The following is a 16,774-nucleotide window of genomic DNA, read 5'->3' on the forward strand; positions in this document are numbered from 1 at the left end:
GTGAAAGTGATGTCGACAACTTTTCTTTGTTGACAAACCGGCAGCTTGTCTGGGAGAAGCGGCGCGAGGCTCACGCCATTGCGGTAGTGGAATTCACGGATACGGATGTGCACTTGCCGTAGCGTTGGGTCTCGTCTGATCGTAGCTTGGATGGAGCTGTAGCTAAAGGAACGAACCGATGTTTATAGATATTTTTTCGGAGCTTCAGCGAGCGCAAAAATGGAGTCCCGAAGCCGAGGCTACCGTCATTCACAATGCCATCGAGCAGGCCAAGCTAGTTGATGAGTTGGGCTATGGTGCCTGGTGGTCTGTTGAACATCACGGCGCAGGCGAATTCAGTCAGTCGTCGACTCCGGAAATGTTTCACGTTGCTCTTGCGATGTCGACGAAGAGGCTGCGGATCGGCCACGCGGGTGTTTTGACGCCATACAAGATCAACCATCCGGTGCGTCTCGCTGAGCGAGCAGCTTTTCTGGATATCATCAGCGGCGGGCGGCTCGAGATGGGCCTCGCCCGGTCATCCGCAAACGAGTGGGATGTTTTCGAGGTGCCCAAAGAGGTAACTCAGCGTCAATTCGACGAGCTTTCGGGGATGCTTCCAAAAATGTGGTCCGATGAGCCGTTCAGTTGGGATAGCGATCTCGTAAAGATCCCCAAAACGCAGATCATTCCAAAGCCGCTTCAGAAGTTTCCGCGGTTGTGGGCGTGTGGTCAGTCGCCAGAAGGTGCGTTCAACGCAGGAAGGCTCGGACTGGGATTCCTAGGCACGACGATCTTGCAGCCCCTGCAAACCACTATCGACCTCAAGGTTAAATTCAACGAGGGCGCTGCCGTCAGGTCCAGCGATATAGTTCAGCCAAATCTCGGTTATGCGCTCTTTACCTTTCTCCATTGCGCACCCACGCGCCAGGCCGCAATCGAAAGCCGAGCCGCGGAATCGGCGATGTGGTATGTCAACCGTGCGGCTGAATACTTCAAGGTGCCGCGCGAGGGCTTGATTGCTGGCGTGCGTGCTACGCCTCACCCGGGAGGCGTGAGCTGGCGGCAGGCGACAGCTGATGACTACGTTCCCGAGCCCTGTGATCCAGATGATCCACATCCCGCTGTCCGGCTTTTGAACCGGCAATTCCTTGGTATGCCGATTGATCCTGAAGAGGCATACGAGGTTATTGGCGGAATTGACTCCGTCCTAATCGGCGATCCGGAAACTTGCTTGGGCAAGATCAAGAAGATTCAAGCGATCGGTGTCGACCGACTTTTGACACTCCAGCAATTCGGTTTTCTTACGCATGAGCAAGTATGCCGGAGCATTACCTTGATCGGCCAAGAAGTCGTGCCAGTAGTCGCATGAATGATGTAGTTGTTCTTGTCAGCCGTGCTCAACTTGGCATTTGGGAAGGTATGAAAGTTTTCACTGCTGTTTGCACAACAGCGCTCATTGCCCTTTGATAGATGCAATGGAATAGTGTGATGGCTGATGCAGCAGACTGGCCAAGCCTGATTATTGAGCTGGCAAAGTCTACAAAATCAGATTGGGTAGCGCTCAGCCAAGGCTCGGAACAGCTGACGATCCGGGAACTCGCAGAGAGAATGCAGAAGACTGCCGCTGCTCTTCGAGATGGTTCGGGGCCTGTCATGATCAGCACCCCCGACGCACTACTTCACACCACAGCAGTATTGGGCGCTGGTGCTGCTGGTCGCCCTGCTTTGATGGTGGATAGCCGCGTTCCGGACCAGTTGGCGCTCGAAATCTACCGGAGGACCAGAGCGACTGCTTTGATTGGGCGCGATCTGCCGGGCTTGATTGCGCTTTCCGAGAGGGAACTGAACGAACGGCTGCCGATTCAGCCCGTCGGCCGATCTGGGGATGCGATCAATACCATGCTTTTGACATCAGGCTCGACGGGTGTTCCAAAAGTCGTGCAACGCTCAATCAGCGCGGATTTTGCGGCCTCACACAATTTGCAGATTTTGGGCTACCCATTAGGAGAGGGCGATCGCTACCTGTTGATGGTTCCTTTCGCGAGCGCAGTCTTCATCACTATCCTTATGGGCGTCATTATCCTCCGTAGCACTGTAGTGATCGGCGCATTTGGTGAAGATCTGGGGCAACGTTTTGCGGACCAGCATATTTCGGGGGCCTATTGTGTGCCAACGATGCTGCGCCTGGCGCAGCTGCATGATGGACTTCAAGGTCCCGGGTGGGACGGACTGCGCGGCCTGATGGTCGGCGGCGAACAGCTCGACGCAGAGAGCCGAGAACGTTTGGCCAAGTATTTCCCGGATGCCTACTTGTTCTACGGCATGAGCGAACATCCCAATGTTGCGCTGGCTCGTCCGCAAGACTTGCTTGAACGTCCGGGGTGCGTCGGCTTGCCGCTCCCTATGCGCGACTTGCGTTTCGTCCATCCCGGGACCCAGGACGATGTCGAACAGAGCAAGGAAGGTCAAATTTTGTTGCGGGGCCCCGAGCTCTTCTCCGGCTATGTAGGGGAAGAACCAATCGGAGATTGGTTCGCAACAGGCGATATCGGCTACCGAGATAAAGACGGGTTTCTGTATGTAACCGGGCGCGTCAACGATCAGGTTAACGTTGGAGGTAATCGCGTTTCCACCGTCGAAGTGAGCGCTTTGATTGACGCCCATCCAGAAGTCTTGAGCTGCGCAGTTGTTGCGATTGACGATCCAGTCTGGACCACGAAGCTTATAGCTTTCGTTGTACGGGCCGAGGGCGCCGAGCTTTTGGCGGATGACTTGGTATCCTGGCTCAAAAGCCGTACAACGGCCTATCGCATTCCTCGGGCGATCTATTTCTTGGACAGGTTGCCAGTCGACACGTCCGGAAAGCTCTCGCGTCAAACACTCGTTAAATGGGCCATCGAAGCGGAAAAGTGTTCGATGTGATGGTTCCGCTCGACGATGAACTGCTGCAGCGTTTTCAAATTATCCCTCTTAGACCAGGGAAGTTCGGCCAAAGATCGCAGCAGTGTCGTGTCCCCTTCAAAGCGATCGACTCAAGTTCGCCAAGAAACGAATGGTTCTCATTTTCGGCAACAAGGACCTGCAATGGATCTTTTCTCACTTCGCGGGCGGACCGCATTGATTACTGGCGGTTCCCGCGGCATTGGCGCGATGATCGCAGAGGGCTTTTTGAAGGCTGGCGCCAAGGTTTATATCACTGCCAGGAAGGCCGCGCAGTGTAAAGAAACCGCGCGAAAGCTCTCATCTCTAGGCGAATGCATAGCCCTGCCTGGTGACGCATCTGGCGCCGACGGAGCAAGGACTTTGGCGGCAAATTACCTCGCACTTGAAGACCGGCTTGATATCTTGGTGAACAATGCGGGTGCCACGTGGGGTGCAAATTTTCCCGAATTCCCGGAATCGGGTTGGGACAAGACCTTCGATATCAATCTCAAAACGCCGTTTTTTTTGGCCCAGGCCTTGCTCGAAGCCCTTAGGAAGGCGGCAAGCGCTGATCGACCAGCAAAGATAATCAACATTGCCTCGGTCGACGGCGTTAGCGTCAATGCGCTCGAGACATACTCTTATGCAGCCAGCAAGGCGGGACTGATACATTTGACGAAGCGATTGGGGCTGGGTCTCGCGAAGGAAAATATCATAGTCTCTGCGATTGCGCCGGGCGCGTTTGCCTCCGAAATGAATTATCTTGCTCGCGATGAGGGGGAAGTTTTGGCCCGGGAAATTCCGGCCAGACGTATTGGGGATAGCGATGATATGGCGGGCGCCGCAATTTTTCTCGCATCTCGAGCGGGCGACTACGTCGTCGGGACTACACTCGTCGTCGATGGAGGAGTGGCACTGACCCGGCTTGCCTGCGGGTAGGAACGAGAACTGGTATGCAAGAGATCTAAGCACCGCCGCGCGATGAATTCCAAAAATTGATGTTGACGTCATATTCACGCATGGCATAACTGCAAAGGTAACGGCGTGCTTTCAGAATTGGGGGGCTGCCCGGGCAGCAATCGAGTCTCGGAAATCGCACCGAGCCATTTTATGGGGCGTAAATAGGCAATGAACAAAATAGTACCGCTAAGTGCGATAGATGATCTGGTAAACGACGGGGACAGTGTTGCCTTGGGTGGAGGGTGGTTTGCAAATCACCCGATGGCTGCGGCACGGCAGTTGATTCGAGCCGGGAGGAAGGGGCTTCGGCTGATTTCCAACATCGGTTCGATCGACGTTGATCTCTTGGTCGCTGCGGACTGCGTAGCTGAGGTGTCCTACGCCATGGTATCCCTCGAGGCCTTCGGTTTTGCAAACCATCTGCGCAGGGCTCTTGAGAGCGGGCGCGTCAAGGCTCATGAGATGCCCGGTCTCGCGATGCTCATTGGGCTTGATGCAACTGGCCGGGGCATGCCGTCACTTCCTTATCTTGGACCTTTCGGTTCGGACCTGATCGATCGTGATCCAGGTCTTATGCGTGTCAAATGTCCTTTCACTGACAAGGACATGATTTCGGTTCGCGCAATCGAGCCGGATGTCGCACTCCTTCACGTGACTCGTTGCGATGAAGAGGGCAACGCACAATGGCTCGGCACGATTGCACCAGACATTGTCATGGGCAAGGCAGCCAAACGCGTCATCATAACCTGCGAGAAGATTGTTGATCGCGAGGAAATTGTGCAGACCGCAGCAGCGACAAATCTTCCCGGATATTATGTCGAGGCGGTCATCGAGGTGCCATTTGGCGCACACCCGTGTTCGCACGTTCCGCACTATGCGATGGATGCGTTCAATATTTGGGATTACTCGGAAATCATTCCCGGCGATCCGCGGCTTCCAGCCTTTGTTGCGCAACTGCGCGGGGAGACAGAGGAAGAGTATCGCGCCCGGGTTGTGAATTCTGAGAAAGCGCAAATTTTGCGCACCTTGGTCGATCTCGGCCGCTCTGTGACGGAGGTCGCGTAATGAAAGTTGAAACCCACGAACTGATGGTATGCCTTATTGCGAATGAGGTGCACAACCACGGTGGGGTCGTGTTCGGCTCGTTCACGCCGCTCGCCTACTGTTCCTACATGCTGGCTAAGCTTACTCATGCAAAGGACGTGACGTTGATCGGCTATAATGCGATCGACATGTCGGCAGTGGAGATGAGCTATTTCGGTGCCGAGGCGGCGGCTTACAAGTGCTCGACGGCGCGCATGGATGCACTTAACGAAGTCAACAGCATTCATCTCGACTGCCGCGGCATGGTTGAATGCATATCACCCGCCCAGCTGGATGGCACTGGTGCGTTCAATACGTCGCTCATTGGCGATCCGGATCATCCCAAGATATATCTTCCAGGTCAGGCGGGTGCGTCGGATGTCGCACAGACGTACGAGCGAATGATCTTCTATATCGGGAACCATTCCACAAGGACATTGGTCCCGAAGGTCGATTTTGTTTCCGGCAATCGCTGGAAGATCAGCCCCGAAGAGCGCCGCAAACACGGCCTAGCAGTGGGTCCGTACAAGGTAGTCACCAACCTCGCTGTCCTTGAAAAGGAAGATGAGAAGCGCCCTTTCCGTCTGGTAAGCGTGCATCCGGGGGTGACAGTTGATGAAGTTGTTGCCCAGACTGGCTTCGAATTGGACACGGCCGAGACTGTCGTCACGCCTGATCCTGATCCGATACACCTCGACTTGTTGCGGACGCGCATTGATCCTCGTGGAACAGCAAAACTCGGCATTCTGGGCGGCGAGGAGAGGCGCGATTATCTGCGCCAGATCATAGAGTTCGAATGGGAGCAGGCCAGGGACTACATCCGGAAGTCCAAGCGCACATTGGTCTCTTACTGAACACTTTGCCCGTTGGCGTGAAGTAGTTCTAGGTGGCGGTGAATTGAGTGGTCCGGATTTTTGTGGACAGCCTTCGGATTATCTTCGGTGGCTTAGCCCAATCGGGCCTAATTTTATCAGATTCCTCAGGTGGATTGGCAAATGTTTTATAAAAGCGAGCATCAGGCACTGCAGGACTCCCTGCGTAAGTTCATCGAACGCGAGATCAACCCATATGTTGATCAGTGGGAAGCCGATGGAATTTTCCCTGCCAAGGAGCTGTTCAAGAAGATGGGGGATTCCGGGTTCTTGGGCATTACCAAGCCCGAGAAATTTGGTGGGGCCGGTCTTGACTACAGCTTTGGCGTTGCCATGGCGGAAGCGCTGGGTGACATTACCTGCGGCGGCGTGCCGATGGCCATCGGGGTCCAGACAGATATGGCAACACCAGCGCTTGCCAAGTATGGTGATGACTCGGTTCGCGAAAATTTTTTGGCCCCCTCCATTTCCGGTGACTATGTGGCCTGCCTTGGCGTCTCAGAGCCGCAAGCAGGGTCTGACGTGGCGGCTATCAAGACGACAGCGCGAAAGGACGGTGGTGATTACATCATCAACGGTACCAAAATGTGGACGACCAACGGGACGCAGGCAGATTGGATCTGCTTATTGGCCATTACCGATAGCGAAGGTTCGATATACAAGAACAAGTCTCTCATCTGTGTGCCGATGGATACGCCTGGTGTTTCTGTCGCCCCGAGGTTCCACAAGCTGGGACAGCATTCTTCGGATACAACGCAGGTGTTTTTTGACGATGTTCGGGTTCCCCAAGCAAACCGTATAGGCGATGAGGGGAAAGGCTTTATCTATCAGATGGATCAGTTTCAGGAAGAGCGCCTATGGGGAGGGGCAAGCGTCCTTCGCGCGATGGAGCGGATCATCAGACTCACACGCGAATACACGGCTGGCAGATCCGTTTTTGGAGAACCCCTTTTGGAAAATCAGTCAATCTCTTTTTCACTTGTTGAGTTGGAAGTCGAGGTGGAGGCGCTCCGGTCACTGGTTTACCGGGCCACAGAGGCCTACATCGAAGGCGAAGACGTCACACGGCTCGCCACGATGGTGAAGGTCAAGTTTGGCCGCTTGGTGCGCCGTGTTGCCGACACTTGCCTCCAGTATTGGGGAGGTCAAGGCTATATGTGGGATTCCCCGGTAGCACGAGCCTATCGCGATTTCCGGCTTTCCTCAATAGGAGGTGGGGCCGACGAAGTAATGCTGCGAGTTCTTGCGAGGCAAGCAACCAAGGCGGTCTAGGCGGATAGCACTCTCACAAGCAGAGGTGCCGCATTGCCAAGCAATTTCAATCATTTGATCTGGTTGGACGGCAGGAGGATACGATGAATAAGCGGGTCGAAGGCGTTACCGAAGCTCCGTCATTAAAGGAAAAAGTCCAGCTCGCATACAGTGCCTTTAGTAGGGGCGATATGGATGGTTTCATGGCCCATCTTTGCTTTCATCCTGATGCCGTGATGATCGAGCCGGACGGGCTGCCATATGGAGGAAACTACAGAGGTCCGGACGCGATCCGCAAGGGAATCGAGAATGCAGTAGCTACCTGGGAGGACTTCGGGGGTTTTGTGGAAGATGTCGCTGCATCAGGTAATCTCGTCTATGTCCATATGCACGTCATGGGCAAGGGGAAGGCTTCAGGAGAGGCATTCGCTATGCCGATAGTCGAGGTCCTACGTTTTCGGGACGGACAACTCATAGAATTTCGGCCTTTCTATTTCGATACGGCGCGTTGCAGATCCTGCTTCGAACGATAGAGCGGCTTGCGGTCTTATTGACCCGGCCGTTCGAGAAGTGGCGTCTCGCCCTGCCACGCGAAGGGCGCCGCAAACGTAGACGTTGCTTGCACCAATACGGCGAAAAATGAATTGAATTTCCGATACGGCGACCGGGCTGAACCGCTCGGAAGCAACCCTGTGTATCGGCACAATATGTTGGACACATCATTGCAGAGCAGCGCCTATTGACCAGGACTAACAGCGGGTGTGGATGGCTGTGGCGCTCAATTCACCGTTGAAAGCGCAGTCCATTATGATAAAGTGACGTCAACTTATGTTACTGAGATTCATCTGCAAGATCGGATTCAACCATGGCGTTCTCAAAATCAGAGCCTTATGGGCGCTCATCGGTCGAAGAGATTCTCAATGAGGCTCGAAACGGCAGGATGTTCATTCTGGTCGATGACGAGCACTCACAGAGCAAAGCCGATCTCGTTGTCCCCGCGCAAATGGCGACACCCGCAGCAGTTAACTTCATGGCCAAGCACGGTCGAGGGCTGATCTGCCTTGCGCTAACGAAGCAACGGGTAGAGCAGTTGGGCCTGCCGTTGATGTCACGCCGAAGCATTTCGCCATCCGGAACTGCATTTACCGTTTCGATCGAGGCTAGAGAAGGAGTCAGCACCGGCATATCCGCCGCTGATCGGGCACGAACAATTTCCGTGGCAATTGATGCCGCCAATACTCCCAACAGCATTGTTTCCCCAGGCCATGTTTTCCCGCTGATGGCGCGAGACGGAGGTGTGCTCGTGCGGGCCGGCCACACCGAAGCGGCTGTCGATATTGCGCGTTTGGCTGGATTGAATCCCAGCGGTGTGATCTGCCCGATACTCGATCTTGATGGCAAGATGGCATGCCTCGCTGACATTAGCCGATTGGCGGAGCTTCACGAAATGAAGATTGGCAACATTCGGGACCTAATCGCGTATCGCCGCAGGTTCGATAATTTGGTCGAGTGTACGGCCGACGAAGCGTTCGTTTCCGAATATGGTGGTGATTGGCGAATGCTCACCTATCGCAGCATTGTCGACAACAGCCGCAACTATGCGCTTGTGAAGGGCAAGATTGACTCAGCGTCTCCACTGCTCGTGCGGGTACATGTCGCGTCGATATTCTCGGATATGCTCGGACAACCTGGGCCTCGCAAGCGTCTGCTTCAGCGCTCAATGATGGAAGTTGGCAAAGAGGGCAAGGGTGTTGTCCTTTTGCTGGTGCCCGAGTCTGAAACGGCGTCAGATGTCCCATCGTCAAGGGATCGCGACATGGATCTGCGGACCTACGGCATCGGTGCGCAAATTCTAGCCGACCTCGGTGTCCACGACATGATTCTTCTTACCAACTCACCGCACCGGGCTATCGTTGGTGTAGAAGCCTTTGGCCTCAACGTTGTGGGAGAGCGCCCGTTCCAGGAGGCGAGCACTGGATTGCAGTGAGGAGTAGTATGTCGCTCGTTCGGAGGCCGAGGAAAAGGCGAAGCCAAGCTGAGCGGCGGGCAACGTTCGTAAACACCGTGCTGGCGCGCGCCACAACAAATCCGTGATTTTTGACGCTATATGCGCGGGAGCCGGTGCCGCGCAGCCAGAGCGACAGTTGTGCAGAATGCGGAGTTCGCTGCGCCGCTGTATTGAGGAGTTCGCGATTCCGAGTGATTGAGCATTAAAAATAGAAGTGATATCAAGTTTGTGTTGACGGTTTGGCATGGCTGTGTAGTTTCGGAGCATTAGGGCGTTTTATAGCGTGCGCGACTCGCGGCCAAGTTGAGCGAATGGATGTTTCAATGAAAATTCTCGTTATCGGAGGCACTGGAGGACTTGGCGGACACGCAGCAATACACCTCCGTAACAACGGCCATGAGATCTCAATCGGCTCGCGCAATCCGCCACCTGAAGCAACGCCGATGGCAAAGATGCCCTTCGTGCAAGGCGATTACATGAACGGCGATTACTCGTCGGATCGACTGAAGGGATTTGATGCCCTTGTGTTCGTGGCCGGCAATGATGGCCGCCACGTACCGGCCACGGCGGATATGGACGAGCATTTGCGACGGGCCGCTCTGGAGGCACAGCCTGCCGTTATGCGCGGAGCGCGAGACGCCGGGATAAAGCGAGTAGTCCAGATTGGGAGCTTCTATCCTCAGGCTGCACCCGAACTTGAAGCGGGCAATTATTACGTCCAATCGCGCCGCCTTGCCTGCGAGCTTGGCCGGGCTGAGGGTCGACCAGGATTTGATGTCATTAGCATCAATCCACCTTTTATGGTTGGTGGCGTTCCTGGCCTGCCTAGCCAACTGATGGATCCTAATGCCGCCTGGGCGATCGGTGATCTGGACGGTCCAATGTTTGGGCCGTCTGGTGGGACCAATTTCATGAGCTACAATTCGCTGAGCCAGGCGATCGAAGGCGCGCTCATGCGAGGTGAACCGGGCAAAGCCTATCTGGTTGGCGACCAAAATCTAAGCTTCGCTGATTATCTAAGCCTATTCTTCAAGGCTGCCGGCAAGCCAATCCACCTGGAATCGCGTGATGAGGCGCATCCCATTTTTCCTGACTGGCTTATCTTCCAAGGGCGCGGCAATTTCATCAGCTTCGAACCCGACCCGAAGGATGCGTCACTACTTGGCTATGCACGCAATGATGTCGTCAATGGAGCCGCTGAAGCTGTGCAATGTTACCTGCAGAGGAGAAGCACCGCCCAACGCGCGATGTCAGCATGAATTTTATGACCCTTTAAAGGAGAGTATGAAATGATTAAGGTTCTTGCGTTTCTCAAAAAGCGCCCCGACATGACGGCCGAGCAATTCAAGCGTCAGTACGAAAATGGCCATGCGGTGTTCTCTTTGGAATATATTCCTAATGCTAAGAAGTATGTTCGGCGATACGTTGAACCAGTTGTCAAGCCGCTTACCGGCGAAGTCTCGGCTCAGGACTTCGATGCATTGACTGAAATTTGGTTCGAGACGCGCGAGGATTACGAAAAGGACTTCGGCCGCATTGCCGAGCCGGAAATTCAGAAACTGTTCCTTGAGGACGAAGACAAGCTGTTTGCTAATCATGACCACACAATCATGATCGTGGTCGATGAATGCGAATCCGCAATATAGCGTGCAGCTATTTCTCCATCACAGTTCCTTCGTAGCACATGGGAATGACAAAGTGTTCAAGGCAGATGCTGCGTCGCCGTGGACGTTGAAGTTCTGTTGGCGGGGATCGCGCACCGATCCTTGCCACCTTAGCAGGCTAATCGAGAAGATTTGACATGAACAATGACACGAGATCCATTCTGTTTGAGCCCGTTAACATCGGCAAGCTTGAGCTATCAAATCGCATCGTGATGGCGCCAATGACCCGCGGGTTTTCACCGAACGGAATTCCCGGCCAGAATGTGATCGATTATTATCGTCGGCGTGCCGAAGGCGGGGTGGGACTCATCATAACGGAAGGAACGTGGATTCCTCATTGGAGCAGCTCCAATAATCCCAACGTGCCAGATTTTTTCGGCGATGAGGCGCTTGCTGGATGGAAGCGTGTAGCTGACGCTGTGCACGCTGCGGGATCGAAAATAATGCCGCAATTGTGGCATGTAGGGCAGTTCGGGAGCGCTGGATCTCCCAACGCTCCCGAGGGAGCCCCAAAAACCCGGCAAATTGGTCCATCGGGTATGATTGGAGAATTGGGCACGCCGGTCGAGATGCTTGATGTCCCGGCCACACAAAAGGATATCGATGAGGTAAGTGAAGCCTATGTCGTTGCTGCAGAATCCGCGCAACACCTTGGCTTTGACGGGGTGGAAATCCATGCCGCCCATGGTTATTTGCTGGACCAGTTCTTCTGGAGCGCGACCAATTTGCGCGACGATAAATATGGAGGGGCAACGCTTGTCGAGCGGGCACGTATTGCACTCGATATCGTTCGTGAAATGCGTCGCCGCACTGGGCCGGAATTCCCGATCGTAATGCGCATTTCGCAGTGGAAGCAGCAGGATTATGCTGCAAGATTGGCCGAGACGCCCGAAGAACTCGGATCATTTGTCGGGCCGCTGGCCGATGCAGGCGTCGACATCTTTCATTGTTCACAAAGGCGGTTCTGGGAGGGCGAGTTCGGCACCGACATGAACGTGGCGGGTTGGGTCAAGAAGCTTTCTGGAAAGCCGTCAATTACGGTCGGCTCGGTAACTTTGCAGCAGGATATGCTTGAGACCTTCGCCGGGGAACGCAATGTTAGCTCCTCGAACATCGGCAAACTGTGCGAGCTCCTGGCCCGTGGCGATTTTGACTTGGTTGCAATCGGGCGCGCTTTAATCGCAGATTCGGAATGGGCAGAAAAAGTCCACAGGCATGCTGATAGCGAACTGAAGATATTTTCGCTCGAAATGCTTGGAGGCTTGGAATAGATACAAGAGAAAGCAGACCAATCTCGGTTCCGTTCATCTTATACGAACCTGTAAACAGTCATCGCCTTGCACGGGCAACAATCAAGTGATCGACAGGGTTGTATAAAGTGGGGCTGGGTTCAGGCTAGTAGTTTTTATTGTACATTTTTTAGTATCCTACGGCAAATACTCTTCGGGTGCGGTTTGACCACAAAAGTCGCGCCGCGACATGGCGACTATAGGAATTTTTCCGGAACCCTAATGGGATAGTCGAGCAGTATCTGTGCGTGTCCCTTGCCCTGAGGGTCATTCCGCAACGAAGCGATGCCGCCACCGTCCAAAGCCTCGTTCAGGAGGAAGTTCAGGGCATTGATTCCAGGCACATCAAACCGACGCACTGTGCCTTTGGTATTGTATGCGAAATAGTCCGATACCGCAGTTTCGGTCAGAGCGGCCTTTATGTAAGGGAGGTATTCGGGCTTCCTTGCAATCACACCGATATTGACCGAATTGCCCTTGTCTCCACTTCGCGCCCAAGCGAGCTGCACAAGGGGAACGATGTGTGTGGCAGCGTCAATTGACGCGGCCTCGACTGGCTTGCAACGGATGGGCGCGACGGCTGATTTGTCGAGCGCAAGTGAAATTGGCACGCATGTCTCTGTGCCTTCAAAATCAACGGCCTGTCGAACCTTCGACTTGGGAACAAGGCAGCTGAACAGTCGGACCAGCGGCATGACGCGCGGCCGGTTTCCCCCAAGATTTGTAATGCCGGGCGCCATCGACGTGCCGGAGGACGTAGCCTCCTTTACCAAGAGTTCGAGTGCGGCGGCATCGTGGTGTTTGGCCGCAAGCTTCATTATCACTTCACGAGCATGGGTCGCGCGAGAGTGCGGTCCATACGCTGCTTCAGAACCTATTATTTCAAGCGAAGTCTCGGAATAGCCATTCTTTCCGTCATCTCTGAGAAGCCTTTCGCACCGTTTGAGTACAGACTCACCCAGTTTGCGTGCCTTCCGTGCGGCATCGATCCCGATGACAGTCAGGTACATCCCGACCCTGAAGCCGTCACTATATGTGATGCTCGCCTTGTAACATTCTGTTGGGGCCTTCCCGAGCGCATGGCCTACGTGCACACAATTGGGTCCGATTTCTTCGATCTGGACTTGCGTAAAGTCGCAAACGACATCCGGAAGAATATAGGCCGCCGGATCGCCGATCTCATAGAGAAGCTGTTCGGCAACTGTGCCAAACGACACTAGCCCCCCTGTATCGGGAGCCTTTTCAACGTCAAACGATCCATCGGGGTAGATTGAGGCGATCGGATACCCGATGTTCGACCAGTCTCCCGTCAATTCCCAATCCGTATGAATTCCGCCACTCGCCTGTGCCCCACACTCCAAGATGTGTCCTGCAAGCGAGCCCCCGGCGAGCTCATTCAAATTGCGCTCGGTCCATCCAAACTCGTGTATGCATGCGCCAAGCGTGACTGCACTGTCGACGCACCGTCCAGTGATTACGATGTCCGCTCCACGATCAAGCGCAAACGCTATCGGGAACGCGCCAAGATACACATTTGCACTTTGGATGTTCTCGGGCAGAGGCTCGCTCGTAAACATGTCACAAGTGCCTTCGCTTCGCAGGTCCTCAAGTTGCGGCATGATGTCGTCGCCATGAACAACCGCAACTTTCAATTGCAGGCCCTGACTTTCGATTGCGCCACGAATTGCCTGCGCGCAAGACTCGGGATTCACGCCGCCAGCATTCGAGATAATCTTGATCTTGCGTTCGGCAATCGCCGGGAGATGGCGTACCAGAGTCGAGACAAAATCCGTAGCATAGCCCGCAATCGCATTCTTGCTCCGGGCGCGCGCCATGATCGACATTGTGATTTCCGCAAGATAGTCGAAAACAACATAGTCGAGTTCAGGTGCCCGCAAGAGCTGGGGAAGGGCGATGCCAGAGTCTCCCCAGAAGCCCGATGCGCCGCCGATCTTGATCGCCTTGCGAGTCATATCACGTCATTTTCCGGCTCGATGGATGCCAGAAGGGCCTTGTTGGAGACCTGTGTCCCGACGGAGCAGCTGATAGCCCGAACCACCCCGTCGATTTTGGCCAAAACACTATGCTCCATTTTCATGGCTTCAATCACCATGATCACTGCGCCGCGGACGACGCGGTCACCGGGCTTTACGTGTATGGCGGCTACAGTACCGACCATCGGAGCGTGAAGGTCCCCGCCTGAAGAGGCCGAGTTGGTCTCGGGAGGGGCGTAGGTTATGTCGCGGAACACCCAGATCTCATCGCCGGCATCTATCCATATCCCGTCCTGATCAATGTAGAACGGAGCCTCTTTCAGAACCTTGTTGCTGCTCCAGGTCGCAATTCCTGTTTCAGGTTCATCCAGAGTAATAAGGATCGACCCGCTATCGCTGTTCACCTGCCATTCGCGACCGCGCTTGGCCACTTTCAAGTCCAGTCGCTCGCCTTTACACTCAAGACGCACGGGATGATTTACCCAGGCACTGGGTTGCCATTCCCCGCGAGAGGTTCGAACAGCGAGGATTGCTGCCAGTCCAATGACTTCCGGACTGGGATGGGTTGCTGAAGTTTGCTCTCCGAAACGCCGCTGGATAAATCCAGTTGTTGCAGCACCTTGTTTGAACTCCTCATCTTCGAGGATGCGCATCAGGAAAGACTTGTTGGTGACGACACCCAACGCTCGCGTTTCTCTGAGTCCCCGAACGAGCCTCCGCCTTGCTTCTTCCCGGTCAGTGCCTCCTGAGATCACCTTTGCAATCATCGAATCGTAATATTGAGTGATTGTTGCTCCGGCCAGAAGCCCATGGTCGGTCCGGACCCCCACTCCATCTGAGGGGCGCCAGCTGCCAAGTTTGCCCGTTTGGGGCATGAAGTCGCGGTCTGCGTCTTCTGCATAAAGCCGCACTTCGATTGCGTGGCCCTGGAGCTTGACGTCTTTCTGGCTGATGGGGAGGGCCCTTCCGGCAGCGACGTCGAACTGCAGGGCGACAAGATCCAGGCCAGTCACGATTTCCGTGACGGGATGTTCAACCTGAAGCCGCGTGTTCATTTCCAGGAAGTAGAAATTCCCGTCCTGGTCGAGCAGGAACTCGACTGTGCCAGCTCCGACATAGTCGATTGCCCGGGCGGCTTGAACGGCTGCGGATCCCATGCGTTCTCGGAGCGCTGGATCGACCGCGGGCGACGGTGCCTCTTCGACCACCTTTTGATGGCGTCGCTGAACTGAGCAATCCCGCTCGCCCAAGTGGACCACATTTCCATGCGTGTCACCAAAGACCTGAATTTCGATGTGTCGGGGCTCCACAACCGCACGTTCAAGAAGGAGGCGGTCGTCGCCAAACGCATTCTTTGCTTCCGATCGCGCGGATACGATCGCAGCCGCAAGATCTTCCGGGCCGTTTACAAGGCGAATGCCGCGCCCGCCGCCCCCGGCCGAGGCCTTCACCATGATTGGATAGCCGACCTCATTTGCTGCCTGGGTAAGCCGAGCATCGCTCTCATCTTCACCCTCATAGCCGGGAATGCATGGCACGCCGGCGGCTATCATGCGGCGCTTGGACTCGGACTTGTCTCCCATGGCGCGGATAGAAGCGGCGGCAGGCCCAATGAAGACCAGTCCAGCGTTTACGCATGCTTCGGCAAATTCCGCCCTTTCGGAAAGGAAGCCATATCCGGGATGAATAGCATCTGCCCCGGTTCTTTCTGCTGCGTCAATGATCCTTTTTGCATCGAGATACGACTGACCTACCGGCGCAGGACCGATCACGACCACTTCGTCAGCCAGCGTTGCATGGCGGGCGTCAACGTCTACCTCGCTCACTACTGCAACGGTCGAAAATCCTTTTGCTCTTGCCGTCTTGAGAACACGACAGGCAATCTCGCCACGATTGGCTACCAGTACTTTTCTGAATGGCCGAAACATCAAATTGAGTCCTCTGCCCAGTATGGACGGCGCTTCTCGGCGAAGGCCTTGACGCCTTCCTGCCCTTCCTCGCTGTCGAGACTTGCGGCAAAGGCGTCGGCCGCAATGTCTGCAAAGGCCTTCCTGTCCAGAGACATTGCCTGCAGCAACAAGGCCTTTGTCGATGCGTTCGCATGGGGCGCACAGCGTCGGATACCTTCGAAGATTTCTTCGAGTAGCGGCGCGGTTTCTTGAATTGTTGGCACGAAATAATCGACCAAGCCAATTTCTGCTGCGTCCTGACCGCCTAATCTCGCTGCAGTAAGGGCAAGGCGTTTTGCTATCCGCAGGCCCAGGCGAGCGACAACATAAGGACCTATCTGAGCCGGAATCAGGCCCAATGTCGTCTCCGAAAGCGAAAAGCGCGCATTTTCTGTGCCAATGACTATGTCCGAACAGCAGGCAAGGCCGAAACCTCCTCCAAACGCCGGTCCGTCAACGACGGCAATTGTTGTCGCTGGAACTTCTGCAACCCGCCTGAAAAGCTCGCCACCGCGACGGTTCGCTTTCCAAGTGGACCGCTCGCGTCCTTCCATGCCGTCTCCCATTCCTACTGTCTTGAGATCGGCTCCGGCGCAGAAGAGGCCATTGGCTCCTTGGACTATCAGTGCACGCACTGATCTGTCGTTCTCGACCGCGGTCAGGGTCACCTCGAGGTCATCGACGAGGACACTGGTCATGGCGTTGCGTGTCGCGGGGTCGTCGATTGTAACGAAAAGCCGCCAGTCGTCGCGGCGGAGCTTCAGCGATCGAGTCTGCGGGAGAGTCGTCATATCAATTCC

At 55.0% G+C, this 16,774-nt stretch carries 14 protein-coding genes; 11 read left to right on the plus strand and 3 right to left on the minus strand.

Annotated elements, in window-relative coordinates; all coding sequences use genetic code 11:
- Positions 1 to 178 precede the first annotated feature (178 nt).
- The 11 genes from K0O24_RS06045 (at position 179) to K0O24_RS06095 (ending at position 12,013) form a co-directional block, all read left to right on the plus strand.
- On the plus strand, positions 179 to 1,351 hold the full coding sequence (locus tag K0O24_RS06045; RefSeq protein ID WP_219894977.1) for an LLM class flavin-dependent oxidoreductase: 1,173 nt from the start codon (positions 179 to 181) through the stop codon (positions 1,349 to 1,351).
- A 119-nt stretch (positions 1,352 to 1,470) separates the two neighbouring features.
- Complete coding sequence (locus K0O24_RS06050; protein WP_219894978.1) at positions 1,471 to 2,904, plus strand: class I adenylate-forming enzyme family protein; 1,434 nt, start codon at positions 1,471 to 1,473, stop codon at positions 2,902 to 2,904.
- Positions 2,905 to 3,066: 162 nt separating this feature from the next.
- Positions 3,067 to 3,843, plus strand: a complete 777-nt coding sequence (locus tag K0O24_RS06055) for an SDR family oxidoreductase (protein WP_219894979.1) — start codon at positions 3,067 to 3,069, stop codon at positions 3,841 to 3,843.
- A 189-nt stretch (positions 3,844 to 4,032) separates the two neighbouring features.
- A complete protein-coding gene (locus K0O24_RS06060; RefSeq protein ID WP_219894980.1) occupies positions 4,033 to 4,929 on the plus strand; it encodes a CoA transferase subunit A in 897 nt (298 codons plus the stop codon).
- Positions 4,929 to 5,801, plus strand: a complete 873-nt coding sequence (locus K0O24_RS06065) for a CoA-transferase (RefSeq protein WP_219894981.1) — start codon at positions 4,929 to 4,931, stop codon at positions 5,799 to 5,801. The genes K0O24_RS06060 and K0O24_RS06065 overlap by 1 nt, the downstream gene beginning before the upstream one ends.
- Before the next feature lie 141 nt (positions 5,802 to 5,942).
- Complete coding sequence (locus tag K0O24_RS06070) at positions 5,943 to 7,091, plus strand: acyl-CoA dehydrogenase family protein (RefSeq protein ID WP_219894982.1); 1,149 nt, start codon at positions 5,943 to 5,945, stop codon at positions 7,089 to 7,091.
- 83 nt (positions 7,092 to 7,174) lie between these two features.
- On the plus strand, positions 7,175 to 7,603 hold the full coding sequence (locus K0O24_RS06075) for a nuclear transport factor 2 family protein (protein ID WP_219894983.1): 429 nt from the start codon (positions 7,175 to 7,177) through the stop codon (positions 7,601 to 7,603).
- A 332-nt stretch (positions 7,604 to 7,935) separates the two neighbouring features.
- Positions 7,936 to 9,057, plus strand: a complete 1,122-nt coding sequence (gene ribB / locus K0O24_RS06080; RefSeq protein WP_219894984.1) for a 3,4-dihydroxy-2-butanone-4-phosphate synthase — start codon at positions 7,936 to 7,938, stop codon at positions 9,055 to 9,057.
- Between the two features lie 344 nt (positions 9,058 to 9,401).
- The gene (locus K0O24_RS06085) at positions 9,402 to 10,337 is read left to right on the plus strand and encodes an NAD-dependent epimerase/dehydratase family protein (protein ID WP_219894985.1); all 936 of its coding nucleotides are present in this window, start codon (positions 9,402 to 9,404) and stop codon (positions 10,335 to 10,337) included.
- A gap of 30 nt (positions 10,338 to 10,367) precedes the next feature.
- A complete protein-coding gene (locus K0O24_RS06090) occupies positions 10,368 to 10,724 on the plus strand; it encodes an EthD domain-containing protein (protein ID WP_219894986.1) in 357 nt (118 codons plus the stop codon).
- A 155-nt stretch (positions 10,725 to 10,879) separates the two neighbouring features.
- Entirely contained in the window at positions 10,880 to 12,013 is a 1,134-nt protein-coding gene (locus K0O24_RS06095; protein ID WP_219894987.1) for an NADH:flavin oxidoreductase, read from the plus strand.
- A gap of 215 nt (positions 12,014 to 12,228) precedes the next feature.
- Here the strand turns inward: K0O24_RS06095 and K0O24_RS06100 are convergent, their stop codons facing one another.
- Genes K0O24_RS06100 through K0O24_RS06110 form a run of 3 tightly spaced genes read right to left on the minus strand, consistent with a single transcriptional unit; the run spans position 12,229 to position 16,765 of the window.
- Positions 12,229 to 14,004 (minus strand): acyclic terpene utilization AtuA family protein, encoded by a 1,776-nt coding sequence (locus tag K0O24_RS06100; RefSeq protein WP_219894988.1) that lies wholly within the window; start codon positions 14,002 to 14,004, stop codon positions 12,229 to 12,231.
- Entirely contained in the window at positions 14,001 to 15,953 is a 1,953-nt protein-coding gene (locus K0O24_RS06105) for an acetyl/propionyl/methylcrotonyl-CoA carboxylase subunit alpha (RefSeq protein ID WP_219894989.1), read from the minus strand. Before K0O24_RS06105 ends, K0O24_RS06100 begins: the two co-directional genes overlap by 4 nt.
- A complete protein-coding gene (locus K0O24_RS06110) occupies positions 15,953 to 16,765 on the minus strand; it encodes an enoyl-CoA hydratase/isomerase family protein (protein WP_219894990.1) in 813 nt (270 codons plus the stop codon). Before K0O24_RS06110 ends, K0O24_RS06105 begins: the two co-directional genes overlap by 1 nt.
- Positions 16,766 to 16,774: the final 9 nt, after the last annotated feature.

It is taken from the genome of Aquisediminimonas profunda, from assembly GCF_019443285.1.
GTDB classification, from domain to species: Bacteria; Pseudomonadota; Alphaproteobacteria; order Sphingomonadales; family Sphingomonadaceae; genus Aquisediminimonas; species Aquisediminimonas profunda.

Coding starts and splice junctions, on each gene's coding strand:
- K0O24_RS06045 (WP_219894977.1), top strand. CDS start 179: ATGTTTATAGATATTTTTTCGGAGCTTCAGCGAGCGCAAAAATGGAGT.
- K0O24_RS06050 (WP_219894978.1), top strand. CDS start 1,471: ATGGCTGATGCAGCAGACTGGCCAAGCCTGATTATTGAGCTGGCAAAG.
- K0O24_RS06055 (WP_219894979.1), top strand. CDS start 3,067: ATGGATCTTTTCTCACTTCGCGGGCGGACCGCATTGATTACTGGCGGT.
- K0O24_RS06060 (WP_219894980.1), top strand. CDS start 4,033: ATGAACAAAATAGTACCGCTAAGTGCGATAGATGATCTGGTAAACGAC.
- K0O24_RS06065 (WP_219894981.1), top strand. CDS start 4,929: ATGAAAGTTGAAACCCACGAACTGATGGTATGCCTTATTGCGAATGAG.
- K0O24_RS06070 (WP_219894982.1), top strand. CDS start 5,943: ATGTTTTATAAAAGCGAGCATCAGGCACTGCAGGACTCCCTGCGTAAG.
- K0O24_RS06075 (WP_219894983.1), top strand. CDS start 7,175: ATGAATAAGCGGGTCGAAGGCGTTACCGAAGCTCCGTCATTAAAGGAA.
- ribB (WP_219894984.1), top strand. CDS start 7,936: ATGGCGTTCTCAAAATCAGAGCCTTATGGGCGCTCATCGGTCGAAGAG.
- K0O24_RS06085 (WP_219894985.1), top strand. CDS start 9,402: ATGAAAATTCTCGTTATCGGAGGCACTGGAGGACTTGGCGGACACGCA.
- K0O24_RS06090 (WP_219894986.1), top strand. CDS start 10,368: ATGATTAAGGTTCTTGCGTTTCTCAAAAAGCGCCCCGACATGACGGCC.
- K0O24_RS06095 (WP_219894987.1), top strand. CDS start 10,880: ATGAACAATGACACGAGATCCATTCTGTTTGAGCCCGTTAACATCGGC.
- K0O24_RS06100 (WP_219894988.1), bottom strand. CDS start 14,004: ATGACTCGCAAGGCGATCAAGATCGGCGGCGCATCGGGCTTCTGGGGA.
- K0O24_RS06105 (WP_219894989.1), bottom strand. CDS start 15,953: ATGTTTCGGCCATTCAGAAAAGTACTGGTAGCCAATCGTGGCGAGATT.
- K0O24_RS06110 (WP_219894990.1), bottom strand. CDS start 16,765: ATGACGACTCTCCCGCAGACTCGATCGCTGAAGCTCCGCCGCGACGAC.